The sequence below is a fragment of the Anaeropeptidivorans aminofermentans genome, assembly GCF_940670685.1.
In the GTDB taxonomy this organism is placed as follows: domain Bacteria; phylum Bacillota; class Clostridia; order Lachnospirales; family UBA5962; genus Anaeropeptidivorans; species Anaeropeptidivorans aminofermentans.
The window spans coordinates 3,521,132-3,539,927 of sequence record NZ_OW711693.1 but is presented as its reverse complement, the minus strand read 5'-3'; the positions used below and the strand labels follow the sequence as shown (position 1 = coordinate 3,539,927).

At 36.0% G+C, this 18,796-nt stretch carries 18 protein-coding genes and 1 riboswitch; of the genes, 13 read left to right on the top strand and 5 right to left on the bottom strand.

From position 1 onward, the window contains the following. Positions 1 to 265: 265 nt before the first annotated feature. From NBX03_RS14920 to NBX03_RS14910, 3 genes are all read right to left on the bottom strand, one after another. Positions 266 to 1,270 (bottom strand): aspartate-semialdehyde dehydrogenase, encoded by a 1,005-nt coding sequence (locus tag NBX03_RS14920; RefSeq protein WP_250228565.1) that lies wholly within the window; start codon positions 1,268 to 1,270, stop codon positions 266 to 268. A 184-nt stretch (positions 1,271 to 1,454) separates the two neighbouring features. Further along, a riboswitch (Lysine riboswitch) is annotated at positions 1,455 to 1,631 on the bottom strand. Positions 1,632 to 2,379: 748 nt separating this feature from the next. Then, complete coding sequence (locus NBX03_RS14915; protein ID WP_250228564.1) at positions 2,380 to 2,901, bottom strand: hypothetical protein; 522 nt, start codon at positions 2,899 to 2,901, stop codon at positions 2,380 to 2,382. Next, on the bottom strand, positions 2,888 to 3,847 hold the full coding sequence (locus tag NBX03_RS14910) for a S8 family peptidase (RefSeq protein ID WP_267134886.1): 960 nt from the start codon (positions 3,845 to 3,847) through the stop codon (positions 2,888 to 2,890). Before NBX03_RS14910 ends, NBX03_RS14915 begins: the two co-directional genes overlap by 14 nt. A 1,301-nt stretch (positions 3,848 to 5,148) precedes the next feature. Between NBX03_RS14910 and NBX03_RS14905 the strand changes: the two genes are divergently transcribed. The 9 genes from NBX03_RS14905 to NBX03_RS14865 all read left to right on the top strand — a co-directional run bounded on the left by NBX03_RS14905 (position 5,149) and on the right by NBX03_RS14865 (position 11,090). Next, entirely contained in the window at positions 5,149 to 5,301 is a 153-nt protein-coding gene (locus NBX03_RS14905; RefSeq protein WP_250228562.1) for a hypothetical protein, read from the top strand. A gap of 592 nt (positions 5,302 to 5,893) precedes the next feature. Then, positions 5,894 to 6,187, top strand: coding sequence for a glutaredoxin domain-containing protein (locus tag NBX03_RS14900; protein ID WP_250228561.1), 294 nt, complete (start codon positions 5,894 to 5,896; stop codon positions 6,185 to 6,187). 551 nt (positions 6,188 to 6,738) lie between these two features. Then, a complete protein-coding gene (locus NBX03_RS14895; RefSeq protein WP_250228560.1) occupies positions 6,739 to 7,254 on the top strand; it encodes a hypothetical protein in 516 nt (171 codons plus the stop codon). Continuing rightward, complete coding sequence (locus tag NBX03_RS14890) at positions 7,244 to 7,516, top strand: hypothetical protein (RefSeq protein ID WP_250228559.1); 273 nt, start codon at positions 7,244 to 7,246, stop codon at positions 7,514 to 7,516. The genes NBX03_RS14895 and NBX03_RS14890 overlap by 11 nt, the downstream gene beginning before the upstream one ends. Positions 7,517 to 7,986: 470 nt before the next feature. Next, the gene (infC, locus tag NBX03_RS14885) at positions 7,987 to 8,484 is read left to right on the top strand and encodes a translation initiation factor IF-3 (protein WP_250228558.1); all 498 of its coding nucleotides are present in this window, start codon (positions 7,987 to 7,989) and stop codon (positions 8,482 to 8,484) included. 133 nt (positions 8,485 to 8,617) lie between these two features. Next, positions 8,618 to 8,821: a 50S ribosomal protein L35 gene (gene rpmI / locus NBX03_RS14880; RefSeq protein WP_250228557.1), complete on the top strand. Its 204-nt coding sequence runs from the start codon at positions 8,618 to 8,620 to the stop codon at positions 8,819 to 8,821. A 168-nt stretch (positions 8,822 to 8,989) separates the two neighbouring features. After that, positions 8,990 to 9,346, top strand: a complete 357-nt coding sequence (gene rplT, locus NBX03_RS14875) for a 50S ribosomal protein L20 (RefSeq protein ID WP_250228556.1) — start codon at positions 8,990 to 8,992, stop codon at positions 9,344 to 9,346. Between the two features lie 621 nt (positions 9,347 to 9,967). Then, on the top strand, positions 9,968 to 10,846 hold the full coding sequence (locus NBX03_RS14870; RefSeq protein ID WP_250228555.1) for a ComEC/Rec2 family competence protein: 879 nt from the start codon (positions 9,968 to 9,970) through the stop codon (positions 10,844 to 10,846). A gap of 10 nt (positions 10,847 to 10,856) precedes the next feature. Further along, a complete protein-coding gene (locus tag NBX03_RS14865; RefSeq protein ID WP_250228554.1) occupies positions 10,857 to 11,090 on the top strand; it encodes a DUF3006 domain-containing protein in 234 nt (77 codons plus the stop codon). A 626-nt stretch (positions 11,091 to 11,716) separates the two neighbouring features. Here NBX03_RS14865 and NBX03_RS14860 read toward each other — a convergent pair. Then, positions 11,717 to 12,130 (bottom strand): S1 RNA-binding domain-containing protein, encoded by a 414-nt coding sequence (locus NBX03_RS14860; RefSeq protein WP_250228553.1) that lies wholly within the window; start codon positions 12,128 to 12,130, stop codon positions 11,717 to 11,719. Between the two features lie 268 nt (positions 12,131 to 12,398). Between NBX03_RS14860 and rlmD the strand changes: the two genes are divergently transcribed. The 4 genes from rlmD (at position 12,399) to NBX03_RS14840 (ending at position 16,878) form a co-directional block, all read left to right on the top strand. Continuing rightward, positions 12,399 to 13,760: a 23S rRNA (uracil(1939)-C(5))-methyltransferase RlmD gene (gene rlmD, locus NBX03_RS14855; protein WP_250228552.1), complete on the top strand. Its 1,362-nt coding sequence runs from the start codon at positions 12,399 to 12,401 to the stop codon at positions 13,758 to 13,760. Positions 13,761 to 13,778: 18 nt separating this feature from the next. After that, positions 13,779 to 14,477, top strand: a complete 699-nt coding sequence (locus NBX03_RS14850; RefSeq protein WP_250228551.1) for a hypothetical protein — start codon at positions 13,779 to 13,781, stop codon at positions 14,475 to 14,477. 493 nt (positions 14,478 to 14,970) lie between these two features. Beyond that, a complete protein-coding gene (locus tag NBX03_RS14845) occupies positions 14,971 to 15,516 on the top strand; it encodes an FUSC family protein (protein ID WP_250228550.1) in 546 nt (181 codons plus the stop codon). 798 nt (positions 15,517 to 16,314) lie between these two features. Next, positions 16,315 to 16,878 (top strand): methyltransferase family protein, encoded by a 564-nt coding sequence (locus tag NBX03_RS14840; protein WP_250228549.1) that lies wholly within the window; start codon positions 16,315 to 16,317, stop codon positions 16,876 to 16,878. A 559-nt stretch (positions 16,879 to 17,437) separates the two neighbouring features. Here the strand turns inward: NBX03_RS14840 and NBX03_RS14835 are convergent. Further along, positions 17,438 to 18,331, bottom strand: coding sequence for an aldo/keto reductase (locus NBX03_RS14835; protein WP_250228548.1), 894 nt, complete (start codon positions 18,329 to 18,331; stop codon positions 17,438 to 17,440). Positions 18,332 to 18,796 lie beyond the last annotated feature (465 nt).

The following is an 18,796-nucleotide window of genomic DNA, read 5'->3' as shown; positions in this document are numbered from 1 at the left end:
GCAGATTTATTTATCTTAAGGAGCAAGGCTTCCCCTTTAAATTTCAAGCAGCGGAATTGGCTTGCTCTCTTGTTGGGGCGGTCTGCTCCATATAATATTTCTGCAGCTTAAAAATTATATAAGGCAGTAACAAAAATCTATTTTACTATAGAAGTTACTTGACTTGTTTTACTGTATTCAATTAAATGCAGATTTAAAACTTGAAAATCAATAAGCATTTTTATTTAAGGGCTTGTGTAGATGCCCCGAAAAAAGAAAGCCCGGCTTATAACTTTTTATTTATATTTTCTGCCACTAATTGAGCTATCTGAACAGCGTTTGTGGCAGCGCCTTTTCTTAAATTATCGGATACTACCCATAAGTTTACGCCGTTTTCAACGCTTTCATCTCTTCGGATTCTTCCTACGAAAACCTCGTCTTTTCCATTTGCATTTATGGCCATAGGATAAACATTATTTGCCACATCATCTTCCACTATAATCCCGGGAGCGTTTTTAAGCAGTTCCTTAAGCTCACAAAGGTCAAAGGGATTTTCAAACTCGATGTTGATGGATTCGCTGTGGCAGTTAAACACAGGCACTCTTACAGTGGTTGCCGTTACTCTCATATTAGGCTCATGAAGCATTTTTCTTGTTTCATTAACCATCTTCATCTCTTCTTTGGTATAGCCGTTTGCTTCAAAAACGTCTATATGGGGCAGGCAGTTATTTGCTATGGGGTTCGGGTAATTCGTAGGCGGATTTCCTTTAAGGCCCTCTTCTAAATCCCTGAAGCCTTTTACTCCTGAGCCGGAAACAGACTGGTAAGTAGAATAAACGATTCTCTTGATTTTATATTTTTCGTGTAAAGGCTTTGCCGCAACAACGGCTTGGGTTGTGGAGCAGTTGGGGTTTGCTATAATACCCTTATTCCATAAAACGTCTTCAGGGTTAACCTCGGGTATTACTAAAGGAACTTCCTCGTCCATTCTCCAGGCGGAGCTGTTATCTACCACTATACAGCCTTTAGCGGCGGCGATAGGGGCAAATTTCTTGCTTGTTTCTCCTCCGGCGGAGAAGAGGGCGATATCTATGCCTCTGTCAAAGGAATCTTCTTTTAATTCTTCAACAGTATATTCCTTACCGAAAAATGTAATCTTTTCACCGGCTGAACGCTTCGATGAAAATGCATAAAACTGATCAAATTCAAAGTTTCTTTCTTCAAGAACCTTAAGCATTGTACGGCCTACCATGCCGGTTGCTCCAACTACTGCCAAATTTACCTTTTTCATAAAAAGCACTCCTTAATATCTATCTATTGAAATTATTCGATTAATGAAGCAAAATTCAGCTTTAAAGCGGAAGCTTAAGCAGAAATTTTGAACCGGTTAGACTAAGCGCTATAGTTATCCTTACGGATTTAAAGTTTTTTAACAAAAAAGCCGGCATATGCCGGCTGCAAAAATCAAAAAATCTTTTACAGATAGCACTCCACCTATCCAGGTGACAATTCCAGAGCTGTTAACCCGTGGAACCAGAAAGATACATAAAGGATTGTACCTATCTTCGGCAATTTTTCCTTTCAGCAAGTATCAACCGCCTCCTATAGCGTCCTCAATGCATACTGATAAAAACTGCGCCTCTATCATCATAATCTTATTTGCATAAATATATCATTTATTTATGAAGATGTCAATGTAAATAAAAACTAATTTCAAAACTGCAAAAAGAGGAGAGATATAGTAAATTTAAAGTTAAATAGTAGCAAAGCCGTATATTCACGAAGGCTCAAAAATATACCGTTTCCGAAGGAAATCCGTGTTTTTGAGCCTTAAGGGAATAGGCTTTTGCTACTTCCTCATGATAAATTTACTTTATATTTAAAATATAACTATAAAATAAATACTCCTATATATTTTTATGGCTAAATTTAAAGGTTTTAACTCTATAAGCCTAAATATTAGAAAACCAACTGTGCAAGTTTTATATTTCGGAAACTTCATATATAGTAAATTTCAAATGAAACAGTAATAAAAACCGTATATTTTATGCTTAGTGAACCTGGAAACACTTACAGGGAAACTGTTAAAGTGTTTTCAGGCGAACGCCCCCTTATAGCCAACAAAGATATTTCATATGTTTAAGCCGTTTATGAAAAATAGATTTTTATTACGTCCTTCAGTGAAATTTACTATATTATAAAATTTATAGAAGGAGAGATTATACCAATAAATATAATAATGTTTTAAATTATTACTAATAATTTTCAGCAGGTTAAAATAAAGGCAAATGATTTTTATAAAGGCCTGCCAATATGCTTATCCTAAGCGAATTTGAAAATGATATAAACGCAAGGTTAAAAATCATTTTTAAGCCCGCGTTTTCTTTCATTCACAAGTTTTTAAATTTGCTGACGGTGCTCTTCCTTAAACTCACCGGACATTTTGCTTAATGCCAGCGCCCATATGATGCTTGGAAACGGCCCGAAAGGCCGCTTTTGCCTTGACAAAAGGCATTCTCTGTCTATTTCGTAAATTCCGTCGGTGTGAATTGAATTATCCACGTTTTCCAGATTATATTTATTCAGGTCCGAAAGCTTCATGCCGTTTGATTCTTTTAACAGAGTGGCTTCGTTTTGCATTTCGGAAATAGCTTCCATTAAAGAAAGCATTTCTATCATGCTTTCTGCATTTTTCTTTTTTTCCTCGGGCATAAAATCCTTAAGGCTTTGAAGCAGCTTCATTTCCTTTGAAGGCTTGGTCATAACTTTTTTCTTCCGGTCTTCGATTTCCTTCTGGAATTTGCTGATATACTTTTCTTTAAACATGTTTACAACAAGGGCCATAGCCTCATTGATATCATCTTGCGGCATAAGGCCGCCCTTGGCAAATTTTCCGATTTCAAACATATTATTTTCTGACATGCATTACCTCCATGGAAACTAATTTATCTACATCTAGAAGTCCAAAGCCCTGCTGATTAATAGGATAGTTTAAATTATGTGCGCTTTTTTTCAGCATGTATTTTACGTCGTCGGGGGTAAGCTCGGGGCTTTTTTGCAAAAGCAGCGCAATAGCCCCGCTTACGATAGGGGTGGACATGGAGGTTCCGCTTAGACTTAAATATTCTCCGGCCACTATTTTTCTGTCTTCGGGGTCGTCGCTTTTGATTTCTATATCCGGGGTAAGGCAGGAAATAATATCCGTTCCGGGGGCAAGAACATCAGGCTTCACAATGCATTCATGGGTAGGGCCCCGGCCTGAAAAATTCACACAATTGTCTCCCCATATGGTTACGGAGGAATTGTCGTCGGAAGCGCCTACGGTTATTATTTTTCTGCTTATCCCCGGGGAGGTTACAGAAGATGATTTGGGCCCGTTATTTCCTGCTGCGGCGACTACTATAATCCCTGCGTCCCATGCGGCTTCAACGGCTCTTACAAGAGGGTCGGCGCTTCCGTTATCAGGGGTTCCTACGGATAAATTTATAATCCTGATATTATAAAGCTCCTTCTGGTCCATAAGCCATTGAAGGCCTGCAAGAACCTCTGCCGTGCTTCCCCGCCCCTCCTCATCAAGGACCTTGGCAGAAACAATATTGGCCTCCGGAGCCATGCCCATGTATTTCCCGTTTGAAACGAGCCCGTTTCCCGCAATGATGCCGGTAACATGGGTACCGTGGCCGTTGTCGTCATAGGCTTTTGATTTCCCGTTGATAAAATCCTTAAATACAAGTATCCGGTCTTTGGGCTCTGTAAGGTCGCGGCAGTGGCCGACACCTGTATCTAAAACCCCAATGGCGATTCCTCTGCCTGTAAGGCCCCTGCCTTGGGCGGCATCTGCATTGACAGATTTTCTTGCCGTATTCATCTGGGCGGTTATCCTTTTGGAATCATATACTGCCTTTACGCCCTTTACGCCGTTTACCAGATGAAGTTTAGATTTTTCTATTTCAAGAACATAAGAATTTATCATGGGGAGCCTGTATTTCACCCTGCCCAAGCGGCTTATTCTTTCTTCGGCTTCACTGTCATTACCGCATTCTACTATAAGCTCTATTGTCTCCATGGCAATGCTCCTTTCAAAAGTGTATAAATCCTTTGCATAAGAAAAGAATTAAGAAAAGTTATTTCAAGTTTCATGGCAGGGGCCGAAAATCTAAAAACAACCTGGAAATTTAACTTCCCGTGGGTTTTTAGATTTTCAGACGCTGCTTATAGTAAAATAATTTAATTACAGCAACAAAAACCGTATATTTTATACTTAGTAAACCTAAAACCCTTACAGTAAAGCTAGGGCGTGTCTGAAAAGTCCAAACAAAAGTCTATTTTGCCATAAAAGCGTGACTTCATCATCGAAAATACTCGAAACAGCCTTGCTATTTCTGCGTTTCTCTCTTCTCAAAATTTTTGCTTCGCAAAAATCACGCTGCGCGTGACCGGACTTCTTGACCGTTCCATTCGAATTCACATTTTCTTGTAAACAATACTTTTTCAGCTTTAAAGCTGAAAAATGTATTTCTGCTGTAGAATAATAAATAAACTTTAGTTTATTTATTATTCTACAGCGGTTCGACTATTTTCAGGCACTGCCTAGGTGAACGTTCTTTTATATTTAAGACATTTATGAAAAACAGGTTTTTGTTACCTCCTTAAGACTATTTCACCATAGAGCCTATTTTGTAGTAAAACAAAAGAAACAGCCACAAAAGACAATTCTTTATAATTCAAAAACACGGCTTTCCTTCGGGAACTGTATATTTTAGAATTATTCAGAATATAAGTTTTGTGTAGTATTTATTTGTTTTACCATAAGCTAATAAAAAGGCATTTTATTTCTTAAGCAATTTACGGGTTTAAAACATACTTCGAAGCATATTTTGAAACATCAATACTTAGCTTGAAAAACATTAATCGATGGTTTTAAAATGTGCTTTAAGGAATGTGTTTCATCTTTCCTGAATATATCATATGAAAAAAATACGAGATTTGACACAGAAAGGCATTAAGCCTTATAGTGCAAAGCCTTGCGGCTGCGGGGATATAAAATTTTTTCTAATTTGTCAATTTTTTACTATGGTGCTCATAGAATGTAAGTATACCGAACTGAAAATATTTCCAGTTTTATTTTCAGGGGTAGTAAAGCCTATTTAATATTAAGGAGGATTTTATATGCCCGGATTTGGAGGAAACAACATGATGATGATGCTTTTGCTCATGATGATGATGCAGGGCGGAAGCATGGACAGCTCCTTTATGATGCTGCTCCTTTTGATGATGATGCAAGGCGGCGGTTTTCAGATGGGAATGTGCGAAACGAATTAGATCCTTAATAAAAGAAAAGGCAGGGACGGCAGAAGGAGAACTTTTCGCCGGACCTGCTTTTTCTTTTAAGCCTAGGGGCGTAATTGACGGCCTTTCACAAATGATATATAATTATAAGCGTAATATATTGAAAACTGAATTATTTTTCAGACTCGCTTAGAATATCATCTTTTGCATAAGAAGCTGCCCTTAGATAAAAGCAAACAAGGTGTTATTATGCCCTCTTATTTCGTTTATTCAGATATACGAATATAGTTTCAAGATGAAGGGGCAGAGTTTAAAAGCTTTGCAAAATAGTTAAAATTAATTTAAATAAGCGGGAAATCTCCTTTATAAGGCTTAAAGTATAGGCTTTTCAGAAAACACTGTATCTTGAGCTAAAGGATTATAGCCAATTTGCTTTTATGCCGAAGGAACATTTGGATTGAGACGGGTATACATATTAAAATTTAAAATTGCCTTTGATTTTTAATTTTAATAAGTTTTCCTTATCAAATTAGGGAAAAGTAAATTGACAATGCTATTATTTATTTAAATTCAGCTATAATATTTTCTTTTTAAGACAAAAGAAAAATCACAGGGAGGTAAAAATATGAAAAAAGTTATTCTTTATGGAAGTCCCTTATGTGCAGATTGTGTGCCTGTAAAGGATTATCTTACGGAGAAGGAAATCCGTTTCGGTTATGTGGATATTACTTCGGGCATGGCTCACCTTAAGAAATTTCTTGCCATAAGAGACAGCAACCCTAAATATGAAGAAATTAAAAAACAGCAGACGATAGGAATCCCTACTTTGGTTATTGATGACGAACCCTTCCTTCTTCCTGAAGGAATCAGTTCTGTAGATGGCCTTATTAAGGAATTCGACCTTTTAAACAATAAATAATACACAGTTGTACAATGAAAGATGCCGCTTACAGCGGCATTTTTTGTTATATTTTTTTACGACTGTCATATATATAGAGTAGTGGTTTTAAAGTAAAACAAGATTAAGACAGTAAGAAAAGCCTACTTTTTATAAATGGCTTAAATATAATAGAAGCGCTTATTATAGTAAATTTCACACACGGATGTAATAAAAATCTATTTTTCATAAACGGCTTAACATATAAAATTCTTATGTTTAAGCCATTCAAAATATACGATTTTTATTATTGTTTCATTTGAAATTTACTATAGGCCATTCATAGTCAACAATTATTGGCTATAAAGAAACGTTCGCCTGGCTCCGCTGTATAGTAAATTTACTTTTCTTCCGCAGTAAGTAACGGGCTGGAAGAAGGCATAAAATCAAGGAAAAGCAAATTTACAACACTACGATTTTACATTTATTTGAATATAGGTGTTTTGGGTTTACTAAGCATAAAATATAGGGTTTTGTTACTGTAATTAACTTGTTTCACTATAACAGTATATAGAAAAGGATCAGTGAAAAATATGGATGATTTTATTGGTATGCTTGAAAAAGCACAGGCTATATACGGAATTTTAAAAGATGTAAACGGGGGTCCTAGCGAGAATCAAGGGACAAATATGGATTTTGAAAAAATGGCTGCCTTTATGGACGTGGTAAATATATTAAAATCTGGGGAACCTTATAAAAAGGTTGAGGCTAAGCATTCCTATCCGGCTTTTGACGACAAGATAGACTTTCCGGCCTTAAATAATATAAAGAAGTCGATTCCTTATTTGGACCAGCCCTATCAAAACTGCATGGCCACTCTTGTAAAGCTTATAGAAATGCAGAAAGTCATGGATAAATACCTTGCCTATACAGAAGTAATAAAGAAAAAGGCAGGAGATGAATGGCACAAAGAGGTTCTTATATCCGTAAGACCTCTTGTCAATAATGAAAGCGCTTACATCGTAGATAACCTTTTAAGATTTGTAGAGCTTAAAGATGCCATGGAAAGAGCAGGGTTTATTAGAGGAGGAGAAAAAATTGGATTTTGATAAATTAACTCAAAAAGAAGAATTTAAAACCATAGAGCCGGAAAAGCTTGCAGCCATTAAGGAAATATCCGAAAAATCCAAAGGGAAAAGTATGCAGGAAATCATAAAAATAATATCTTCCTATAAAGAGCTTTTCAGTTCAGGAAACAAAATAACGGACGAGGAGAGAAATTTAATGATTTCTGTTATGCTCGAAAATATGAATGAGGAGGAGCGTAAAAACTTTGCAAAGATTCTTAAACTTGGCGGAATTACTATTTAATAAATGCCTTTATGTATTGGCTGTATGCTGCAAGAAAGCAAATAGGTTTAAAAATAAGCCATAGAGCATGCAATAGTCAAAAAACATGGAGACGCCTGCTTAAAAACAATTTATAAGCTAACTATCATTTTTATCTCTGCCTGGCATTAAATGTCTTGCTCTGATAATAAATTGTTTCCTTAGACGGCATTTAATATAATAAGCCTTAGCATATTCAACAGGGTTAAAGAAAAAGGATTTAAGCTCAGGCCTTTACATAGTTTCAATAAAAATCAATATGAAAACACTTGACATATAATGAGAGTATGTGTTATTATCATTTGGTATGAAGAAGAAGGCCACTTCTCACCTTTTTGCCGAAGGCTTAGGGTTAATAATTTTTGATTATTAGTGGGCGCTCTTTGCGTCCATTTTTTATTATTATAGAATTTGAATTTTTATTCAGGAGGTGTACGAAGATTACAGAATTAATGATTAATGAACAAATTAGGGACAAAGAAGTAAGGCTGATTGACGTAGACGGAGAGCAGTTAGGTATTGTTCCGGTTAAAGAGGCCCAGAGAATAGCCGACGAAAAAAAGCTTGATCTTGTTAAAATTTCCCCTAATGCGAAGCCGCCGGTCTGCAAAATAATGGACTACGGCAAGCACCGCTTTGACCAGCAGAAAAGAGAAAAGGAAGCCCGTAAAAAGCAGAAGGTTATTTCCATAAAAGAGCTTAGACTTTCACCCAATACAGATACGCACGATATCAACGTAAAAATTAAGAAGGCTAAGGAATTCCTTCAAGATGGCGATAAGGTTAAGGTGAGCGTACGGTTTAGAGGCAGAGAGCTTGGTCACACAGAGGTTGCTTTTAAAATATTCGATAACTTTGCCGAGGCTGTAAGCGAATATGGCGTAGTTGAAAAGGCACCTAAAATGGAAGGCCGCAGCATGGCCATGTTTTTGGCTCCTAAAAACAGCTAGTCGAAAGGGCTGATAAAGCCCCCTCAAGTAGGAGACATTTAAGCCTGCGCCCGGTTTTAAATATTAAAGGTTTCAAGCATTCTGGGCATAGTCCCCATAGTGTATTATAGAGTTTAATAAGGAGGAAATTTCAATGCCTAAATTAAAAACAAACAGAGCCGCTGCCAAACGCTTTAAAGGTACGGGCACTGGAAAAATAAGAAAGTTCAAAACAAACAAAACTCATATTCTTACTAAGAAAAGTCCTAAGAGAAAAAGGAACCTTAGAAAACCTACTCTTGTTAGTACAGCTAGCGAAAAACAGGTTAAGAGAATGCTTCCTTACCTTGACAACTAAAATCATTAAGATTTGCGGCCGGGCTTTTAGCCTGACTTATATGAAATATTCCCTTATGTACTATTGCCCCTCAAATTAAGGACAGGCAGTTTCGGGAATAGAATTTTATTAGGAGCATATGCTCAATAAATTTGGTAGAAAGCTATAAACTAAAGGAGGACTTTTAAAATGGCAAGAATTAAGGGCGGCCTTAACGCCAAAAAGAGACATAAAAAAGTATTAAAATTAGCGAAAGGCTATCGTGGAGCCAGGAGCAAACAATATAGAGTAGCAAAACAGTCTGTTATGAGAGCCCTTGCAAGCTCTTTTGCGGGACGTAAGCAGACAAAAAGAGATTACAGAAAGCTTTGGATTACAAGAATCAACGCTGCTGCAAGGTCAAACGGCATTTCTTATTCAAGAATGATGTCAGGCCTTAGAAAAGCAGGAATTGATATAAACAGAAAAATGCTTGCTGATTTAGCTGTTACAGACGCTGCTGCTTTTACAAAGCTTGTTGATGCTGCAAAGGCAAACTGCAATTAATATTACGAAAAGGACTGTCCCAAAGGCGGCCCTTTTTTATTTCCATAAGTTCAAGAGATAACTTTAAAGAAGTGAGTATAGTAAATTTCAAATGAAACAGTAATAAAAATCGTATATTTTATGCTTAGTGAACCTGGAAACACTTACAGGGAAACTGTTAAAGTGTTTTCAGGCGAACGCCCTCTTATAGCCAACAAAGATATTTTAATCTTTGTTGGCTATGAATGGCTTAAACATAGGGATTCCATATGTTTAAGCCGTTTATGAAAAATAGATTTTTATTGCATCCTTGTGTGAAATTTACTATAAAAGTGAAACGGAAATAAAATCCGTACATCACTTGAATTCATATAAAATTGCGGTATAGTCGATTTGCTTTTGTATATCATTGATTTTATTGAAAAAGCCATAAAAATTTGTTATCATATTTAAATGCTTAAATATAGTAATTAAACTTTAAAAAGCCTGGTTTGTTTACATAAGCTTAAGAAAAATGATTATGCTTTAAAATAGCAACCTTGTTTAAAAATGTACCCTGTGTATAGGAAAGACCGCTGAAACAATAAAGAGATTCATATAGGCTGCGAGAATACAAACATAATTTCAAGAAGGACGGGGACCATGAATAAAAGAAAAATAACCGAAGGAAAGAAAAAGCTATTATCAGTTTTGCTGTGGATGCTGGTTATTTATATGGTAGGCCACTTTGTATACGTTTATAATTTTTCTCCTGAGCAGAAAGGCTTTCAGGATTTGGCCTATGTGCATTTTGTTGACGTAGGGCAGGGGGACGCTGTCATTATACAGGGGAAGGATTTTAATGTCTTAATCGATGCAGGCGAAGCAGGAAGCGGAGTAACAGAATATATCGACAGCCTTGGTATTACTGCCTTTGATTACGTCATCGCTACCCACCCTCACAGCGACCATATAGGGGGCATGAAAGACGTTATTGATCAATACGAAATTAAGAACTTTATGATGCCTGATGTAGTTCATACGACGAAAACATTTGAAAATATGATTTCCGCTTTGGAAGATAATGCTGTTGAAGTTACGATTCCGCAGACAGGAGATACCTTTGGGAACGGTGAAATTCTCTTTACTGTGATTGCCCCGAATTCTGCGGCATACGAAAGCCTTAACAATTATTCCATAGGTCTTCGGCTTGACTGTGATGAAAGAAGCTTTTTATTTGCAGGAGATGCAGAGACCGTTTCTGAAGAGGAAATGCTTTCAGGCAATATAAGTCTTGCGGCAGATGTATATAAGGTCTCTCACCATGGAAGCACAACAAGCACTTCTCAGGCGTTTTTAGACGCCGTAGATCCGGAAATTGCCGTAATCAGCTGCGGAAAAGGCAATTCCTACGGCCACCCTCATAAAGAAATTTTAAAAAGATTAAGCGATAAGGATATAAAAATATTAAGAACGGATATGTCCGGCAACATACTTCTATTTACAGATGGAAAGAATATTCACTATATGGAGAATTATTAGGAGTGATGTTTTGAAATACGCAATAGACAGATTGAATGATAATTTTGCCCTTTGTCAGGATATTGAAACGGGAGAATTTAAAGAAATTCCCATAGAGCTTCTTGAAGTAGGCACAAAAGAAGGCGATATTATTTTCTTAAACGACGGGAAATATATAAAAGATGCCCAATTAGAAGCTGAAAGGCGCAAAAGTCTTAGGCAGAGGCTTGATAAGCTGATTAAAAGAAAAGATGAAGGGGGCTAATTAAGTTTGGCTTGCTGCTGAAATTTCTTTATTGATTAAGAAAATAAGCACATGAGCTTGAAATAATATGAAATTATGAGAGGGTAAGTTGAAATTGTACTTAGTAGTCTTTAAAGATTAACATTGGCCGCCGCCTTCACAAAAAGCTGCGGAATAAAACGAAATAAGGATTTCTAGAAGTTTTAAAATATGCCCATAGCGGCATAAAGCTATTTCTCTTTACAGGCTTTATATAATGAAATTTGGGCTGCTTTCCAATAAAAACCGTTCCTTACGAAGCTCATAGGGTATTTAAACTATAGTAAAACAAATGCCGCAAAAAGGTATATTCGGAATGATTCAAAAAGGTATCGTTTCCGAAAAAAAGCCGTGTTTTTAAATTATAGAGAACTATCTCTTGGAGCTATAGACAATTTCATTTTAAACAGTAATAAGACAAGTTATCTTGTGGAATCTTTCATTCAAATAAAATAAAATTGTTTCACTTTGATTTAAGTTGAAATTTACTGTACTTTGTTTTTGTTTTATTATACAGTTGCCCTGTTTTCTAAGTTCACGCCTTTTCATCAGGAACGAAAAAAGGCTTCCGACTTTAGCCGGCAGCCTGAAATTTTGACTGTTGAAAATTATCTTCTTTTGTTTCTTTTATTTATTCCTGCTTGACGCTCATTGGAGGATTTTACCCATTCTTTGAACTTTTCTTCAAAAAGGGATACGGAATCAAGAGGCTCTTTAGGGGCCTGAGGTTCTCTTTCTTTTGGAACGTAATTTCCACCGGAATCGCTATCGTTTTTCCTGCTGTCAGAAACAGCCTCTTTGATCGATAAAGCAATTTTATTATTAGCCTCGTCAACGGAAAGAACCTTGACCTTTATAATATCTCCAACGGCAAGATGCTCGTTGATATCTTGTACAAAGCTGTTGGAAATATGAGATATATGAACAAGACCTTGAAGATTGTCGCCGATGGATACAATGGCGCCAAAGGGCTTAATTCTTACAACTTTACCTTCTATGATGCTGCCGACTTCGATACTCATTAAAACACTCCTATTTTTTACATAAGCTTTAAAAACACAACTATACCAAAAACCATTATATCATATGAAATTTAAAAATACAATTATATGTTATGGCAAAATATCTTTAACAAAACTGAAAACAAATTAGGGCGCGAACTTAAAAAGAGGTACAAGCGTATGCTTGTATGGTTTTTTAAGTTTGCTCATTAAATAGAGAAAGCAGGAAGCGTTCCATATTTTGACTTTAAGAATCTTTATTTTACCCTAATATAATCTGGAGGCGTTTATGGCTAAAAAATTTATAAAAGAAATAGAGATTACGGACTTTGAATTCCCCAATATGGGAATAGGGGTGATAGAAGAAGGGGAAGTAAAGGTTAAAAACGCTCTTCCCGGGCAGGTCGTTGAGGCCCTTATAGGAAGGAAGAAGAGAAGCCTTTACGGAAGCCTTATGAATGTATCTTCTCCTTCAAAGGACGAAATAACGCCTCTTTGCTCAGAGTCGGGAATTTGCGGCGGCTGCACCTTTCAGTCTCTTCCTTATAATAAGGAATCAGATATAAAGAAAAACGCCCTTTTAAAGCTTTTTGCAGAAGGCGGCATCAGCCTTCCCATAGACAGAGAATTTGTTTTTGCAGAAGAAGAAAGCCATTACAGAAACAAAATGGAATACTCCTTCGGAGACAATGAAAAAGGCGGAAACTTGGAATTGGGCATGAGAAAAAGAAATTCTTATTATGAAGTCAGCAACGGCTCTCAATGTAAAATTGCCCCGGAGGATTACGGAATCATTGTAAAATGCGTAAAAGGCTATTTTTCTGATAAAAACATAAATTTTTACCACCGTATGAGAAAGGACGGCCATCTGCGCCATTTAATTATACGAAAGGGTTTTTTCACAGGGGAAATTCTCATAAATCTTGTAACCGCCCCAAATTTTCCGGAGGATCTTTCAGCCCTTAAAGATATGCTTCTTTCTCTTGAGCTTTCGGGCGAAATCAAAGGCATTCTTCATACGGAAAACGACAGCGTTGCAGACATTATAAGACCGGACAATGTAAAGCTTATTTACGGAAGAGATTATTTCTACGAAAAAATAAACGGCCTTATATTTAAAATAAGCCCCTTTTCATTTTTTCAGACAAATTCCCAAGGCGCCGAAAGGCTTTATGAAACCGTAAGAGAATTTGCAGGAGAAGACAATTCTGTCATCTTTGACCTTTACTGCGGAACGGGAACCATCGGCCAAATTCTGAGCTTTAAGGCAAAAGAGGTCATGGGTATCGAACTTATAGAAGAAGCAGTTGCCGCCGCCAATGAAAATACAAAACTAAACGGCATAAGCAATTGCCGTTTTATCGCCGGAGATGTTCTTAAAAAGATTAACGAACTTGATAAAAAGCCCTCCCTCATCGTCCTTGACCCTCCGAGAGAAGGCATTCACCCTAAGGCAATAGGCCCTATAATTGACTTTTCCTCCCCAAAAATCATCTACGTCTCCTGCAACCCCGTAACCTTAGTAAGAGACCTTAAAATATTTACGGAAGCAGGATATGAAATAGAAAAGGTTAGATTTCATGATATGTTCCCCAGGAGTTATCATATGGAGTGCGTTGTCGAATTATGCAGAATTTCAAACAATGTGTAGATTGCGAGGAATGATGTAATGAAGTTTCAGCCATTAAAGCCTTGGGTAAAGGGTAATGAAAGCGTTACACCGATTAACTTTTATGGGAACTTAAAACCTTGTTTTGAAATGGGCGCATTTATTGCTCTAGATATAGCGGTAGATTTATATTTAGCAAACACAATTGATACGGGAAACTTGTTTTACTCGTGGCATAAAAATAAAGAATATATAGAAAGGGCCTGTGAGATTGCTGATGTAAATGAAGATAATAACTATGATTTAGACCATGAAGAAAAGGCATGGATTTTAGAGGAATTAGGAGAACCACCAGAATGTTGCTATAATATATATTTTATAACTGTTTATGATGATACAGATGAAAAATTGGTTTATGTCGGAAAAACAGATTCTAAAAAGGGTAGATTTGTTAATGGGCATTTAGCAGCATTAAAATTACACAGTCCAAAATATAATATGCTTAATAAGCGTATTTATTTTGGAACAATTATATTTCTATCAAAAGATAAAGAGTATATTCCTTTAGAATTTATAATTCCATATAGGGAGTCTAATAACTTCCTTTGTGAGATGGAAGCCTTATTAATATCTCACTTTAATCCAGAACTGAATGTGAAGCGTGAACACGTGGGAAAAATGAAAAGACTAACTGTACATATTCAGAACTTTAGTGATGTATCAGATTTTTTGGATGATTACATGGTTTATGGTTGTTAAACAATATATTGATACCAAGGTCCAAAAGGATATATTACTAGTATGCTATTTAATACTCATGCTGATTTTAATCATGAAACGGAGAAGATAAACAGTATGTGATTTATATTAGCAAGAGATGAAAAGGGCGTAAAATTTAAAAAAGCATCTCCGGCAAAAAGAGTACGGCAACAAAGAATAAAATGTTATAAAACATTAAGCGGAGGTTTAGATTTCAGGTTCTGCTAAAAAAACTGCTAAGAATAAAATTTTCCGTACACGGAGAGTTTTATTCTTGGCATCTTTTATTTTTATGAAAGAATATGTCGAAAAATAAATCTTGTTATGGTATGATGGATAAGGCAATATTACAATAGAATATCCCGGTACAGGCCTTCGAGAACTGTAATAGTGGATAGTATAATAGAATTAGACATTACTTATAATTTGTACAGTAACATAGGCGAACAAAATATAGTTTTTAAAATTAGAATTAGTAGAGGAATTTTATAATATGAACAGTCATAAACCGATGCATGCAGTGATACCAGGCCTTGGGCAAAGGAGTTTAAAAACGGCTTTAGCGACGGCAATACTTGCCCTTCTCTATCTTCCGTTTGGAGAAAATCCCACTTTTGCCTGTATTGGTGTTATATTTGGAATGGGTAACAGTATTGAGGATTCAAAAAAGAACGGCGGAAACAGGCTTATCGGAACAATTATCGGCGGCCTTCTGGGAATAGGCATATTTTGGGTAGAACGTTTAATTTTTCCCAATGGGAATTATTATTTGAAGGTTATTTTAATCTTTTTTGGGGTTATCCTTTTGGTTTGGTCATCAGTTGCGTTTAAGTGGCCGGGTGCCGTTCAGCCCGGCGGAGTGGTGCTTTGTATAATCCTGTTTAATACCCCTGCAGACCATGTTACCTATTATGCCTTTGGCAGAATGATTGACACAGCTATCGGCGTTATTTTTGCTATAGCAGTAAATGAAGTTTTTAAAAGGAATCGGGTTGACAGGTGGCTTAAAAGAGAAGTTGTGGGAGAAACAGGAAAATAAGGTTTTTAAGAAGCAGGCTAGATTGATTTGGGTTATTGATAGAGGTATCTGCTTGGTTTTTTGATACTAAAAAATTATTCAAGGATTTCTTGTTATATTGATAAGAATATAAATATAATTAAAATTGGCACCCAGTCAGATTATGAGCATAATCGGTGTTTGATAAATTTTGATTTATAAAAAGAGAAATAATAAGCAGGAATGGAAACCTTTAGAAAACAGGCAGGGATACTCTAGTCAGAATGAACCTTTAAGGCGTATCCGAAAGGTCAAAAGCTTAGGCTTTTTCCCATAAAAGCGGATTTTATTATCGAAAAAAGAATTTTTGCTGTGTAAAAACCTGAGCATAATGCCTTACAGCCGGACTTGCCGACCATTCTATTCAGAAACTTTGCTTTGCAAAATCCAGCCTTCGCCTGTTCGGACTTCTTTCTGATTCCACCCGAATTCACGTTTTCTTGTAAATAATGTTTTGTAAGCTTTAAAGCTAAAAAATGTATACTTGATTAAATATGAAACAGTACCATTGTCAATCTGCTTTTCTCTTATTTATGTCCTCTTAACCCAAATATTCACTTCGGAATAAAAGCAAATTGACTATATTTCTGATGTAAAATATTAAATAAACTAAAGTTTATTTAATATTCTTATCAGTCTGACTGTTTTCAGGCACTGCCTAATAAATTTGATTTATCTTTCATAAGCGAACCTGTTAATATTGTTTAAAGGAACCGATTGAAAGAATGAAATAATTGACGGAGGGATTTGCCTATTTTATCGTAAAGGGAAGGAAATCATATGATGAGATATATTGCCGCAGCAACATTATTTCTCTTTGTAACGCTTGTTTTATCGCGGGCTTTTCAATTAAAAAAACTAGGGATAAAAGCCCTTCGATTTGGTGAGATGGATAAAAAGGATTTTCTTATTCCGCCATTTGCTTTGCTGTTATTTTATATTGTATTGACAAGTACATTTGGCCTGCCCAAAATAGGAGCTGAATTGTTTAACAATGAATTTGCCGGCTGGATAGGCGTGATTGTATGCATAATAGGTATATTATTGTTTCTATATGCTCTGGTTTCATTTGGAAAAAGTTTTCGTGTCGGCTTAGACGAGGATCACCCTGGGGCGCTTGTGACCACGGGAGCGTTTTCTATCAGCCGTAATCCAATATATACGGCATTCGGATTAATTCTCATAGGTGAATTTTTAATTATTCCCAATTGGATAATATTGATTTATGTTTTTATTGGTATTTGGCTTTTAAACCGGCAAATCCTGCTTGAGGAACAATCCCTAAAAAAGATATACGGCGAAAAATACATGGAATACTGTAAAAAAGTAAGGCGGTTTCTATAATTACGGAATTAAGTATAATTTGTACTGATAAGCGAACGATTAGTTTGAGTATATTATTGAATTGACACAGTATTATTTATATAATCTATATGAATCAGAAAAACCTAAGTAAGATTTTTATATTCTGATTGGTGACAGAATAAATCAAATATTTCTTTGTGTAACAGCTTGTTGCGGCAAATTTAACGGATGTTCAGAATAAACTTTATGCGAAAGACTTTATCGGTATTTATACAAAAGGCTTGCCATAGTGTATAATACGGGGAATATTTCCTTTGAGAAAATAACTTTTCGGTAAAAAGAGAATAAAAGTATAAAAAAACCGGAGAAATGGGGTATACGTATACTCCATTTCTCCGGTTTTTCCGAAAAGGTAAAACTATGCCAATCCTTCGTTACCCCGAACGATTGGATCTTGCTACAATAAAGCCTTTCTGTGCCTGATGCGGCTGCCTAGGTTAAAACCAATAAAGGGTTCATTGTGGGCCTAGGGGCAAACTTTCTCTCTGGCGTTTATAGAATGGCCTGCCAATCTTATGTTTTCTTACGGAAGAACGCTTTACCTTAATACCTGCTGGCCGCTTGCGGTGTAAATTTCATACCATTCATAATGTTTTAATTTTACGTCCAATGCTTTTAAGGCAAGTTCAAGTCTTTTTGGTTTATTGCTGCCTAAAAGAGGAAGCGCGCCAACAGGATGATACATTAACCATGCATAAATAATGGTTTCAGCTTCTTCTCCGTGTCTTCCTGCGATTTCCTTTAATTTTTCCAATGCTTTTTTACAGTGTTCTTCTTCACCTTTAAAGAGCTTTCCGCCTGCAAGCGGAGACCAGATCATAGGGTGAATTTTATTCACTGTAAGATAATCCATCATTCCGCTGTTAAAGTGTTCAAAGCATATGGGGTTCCATTCAATCTGGTTTGTTACCAGTTCGCCGCCCATTGCTTTATTCAGAGCATCAAATTTAAACGGGTCAAAATTGGATACCCCTACTTCTTTTACAAGTCCTTCTTTTTTCAATTCTTTTAATGCCCTAGCTGTTTCCCAGGGATCAAAACAAGGGTCTTCCCGATGGATAAGATACAGGTCAAGATAATCTGTTTTAAGGCGCTGTAAACTTTCTTTACAGGACTGCAGGATTCTATCATATGAAGTATTATAATATCCAAACCTTCTGCCGTTTATCTCCTCGGCAAAAATACCTGTCTTGGAAATAAGCTGTATTTTGTTTCTGATTGTTTTATCCTGCTCAAAAGCTTCTCCCATAAGCTTCTCACAAAGAGTATCAGAATAAATCTCTGCCGTATCGAAGGAAGTTACTCCTTTTTCTATACATAAATTCATATAATCGGTTAATTCTTTTGTTGTCATTTCCCAGCTTTTTAATCTCCAGAATCCCTGCACTAGTACAGAAAGGGATAGCCTGTCTGATAATTTTACCATTTTCATTTTTATGGGTCCTTTCTTTTTCGTATTTATAGGTTTTATGCTTAATTCTTATTTTAGTATATCATAACCGTAAGCTCTGCTTATCCATTTCCCCGGGAAAAGTGGATTCAAGAATAAAACCTAATTTTGCCTGACTTTATTCACATTATATCATGAATAGGGTTTTCATGAATAGAATCAGGTAAAATTTGGTTTGGAGCCATATAATTTTTATTTATGGTAAAACAGCCTTAAGGCAGTAACAAAAACTATTTTTCGTAAACGGCCTAATATAGTGGAAATGCTTATATTAAGCCATTCAAAATATACGATTTTTGTTACTGTAATTAAACTATTTTACTATACATGAATATATAATCACAATTGTATTATGTATTTTTCCATATCTAAAAACAGTCATATTTACAGTTCATGGCTTTAATAATTATTTGAAAGTTAAAGAGTATATCTAATAGCCGATAAAAG

What these genes read in the sequence shown, in the direction of transcription:
- NBX03_RS14920 (WP_250228565.1), bottom strand. Translation starts at nt 1,270, where the DNA reads ATGAAAAAGGTAAATTTGGCAGTAGTTGGAGCAACCGGCATGGTAGGC.
- NBX03_RS14915 (WP_250228564.1), bottom strand. Translation starts at nt 2,901, where the DNA reads ATGTCAGAAAATAATATGTTTGAAATCGGAAAATTTGCCAAGGGCGGC.
- NBX03_RS14910 (WP_267134886.1), bottom strand. Translation starts at nt 3,847, where the DNA reads ATGAATACGGCAAGAAAATCTGTCAATGCAGATGCCGCCCAAGGCAGG.
- NBX03_RS14905 (WP_250228562.1), top strand. Translation starts at nt 5,149, where the DNA reads ATGCCCGGATTTGGAGGAAACAACATGATGATGATGCTTTTGCTCATG.
- NBX03_RS14900 (WP_250228561.1), top strand. Translation starts at nt 5,894, where the DNA reads ATGAAAAAAGTTATTCTTTATGGAAGTCCCTTATGTGCAGATTGTGTG.
- NBX03_RS14895 (WP_250228560.1), top strand. Translation starts at nt 6,739, where the DNA reads ATGGATGATTTTATTGGTATGCTTGAAAAAGCACAGGCTATATACGGA.
- infC (WP_250228558.1), top strand. Translation starts at nt 7,987, where the DNA reads ATGATTAATGAACAAATTAGGGACAAAGAAGTAAGGCTGATTGACGTA.
- rpmI (WP_250228557.1), top strand. Translation starts at nt 8,618, where the DNA reads ATGCCTAAATTAAAAACAAACAGAGCCGCTGCCAAACGCTTTAAAGGT.
- rplT (WP_250228556.1), top strand. Translation starts at nt 8,990, where the DNA reads ATGGCAAGAATTAAGGGCGGCCTTAACGCCAAAAAGAGACATAAAAAA.
- NBX03_RS14870 (WP_250228555.1), top strand. Translation starts at nt 9,968, where the DNA reads ATGAATAAAAGAAAAATAACCGAAGGAAAGAAAAAGCTATTATCAGTT.
- NBX03_RS14860 (WP_250228553.1), bottom strand. Translation starts at nt 12,130, where the DNA reads ATGAGTATCGAAGTCGGCAGCATCATAGAAGGTAAAGTTGTAAGAATT.
- rlmD (WP_250228552.1), top strand. Translation starts at nt 12,399, where the DNA reads ATGGCTAAAAAATTTATAAAAGAAATAGAGATTACGGACTTTGAATTC.
- NBX03_RS14850 (WP_250228551.1), top strand. Translation starts at nt 13,779, where the DNA reads ATGAAGTTTCAGCCATTAAAGCCTTGGGTAAAGGGTAATGAAAGCGTT.
- NBX03_RS14845 (WP_250228550.1), top strand. Translation starts at nt 14,971, where the DNA reads ATGAACAGTCATAAACCGATGCATGCAGTGATACCAGGCCTTGGGCAA.
- NBX03_RS14840 (WP_250228549.1), top strand. Translation starts at nt 16,315, where the DNA reads ATGATGAGATATATTGCCGCAGCAACATTATTTCTCTTTGTAACGCTT.
- NBX03_RS14835 (WP_250228548.1), bottom strand. Translation starts at nt 18,331, where the DNA reads ATGAAAATGGTAAAATTATCAGACAGGCTATCCCTTTCTGTACTAGTG.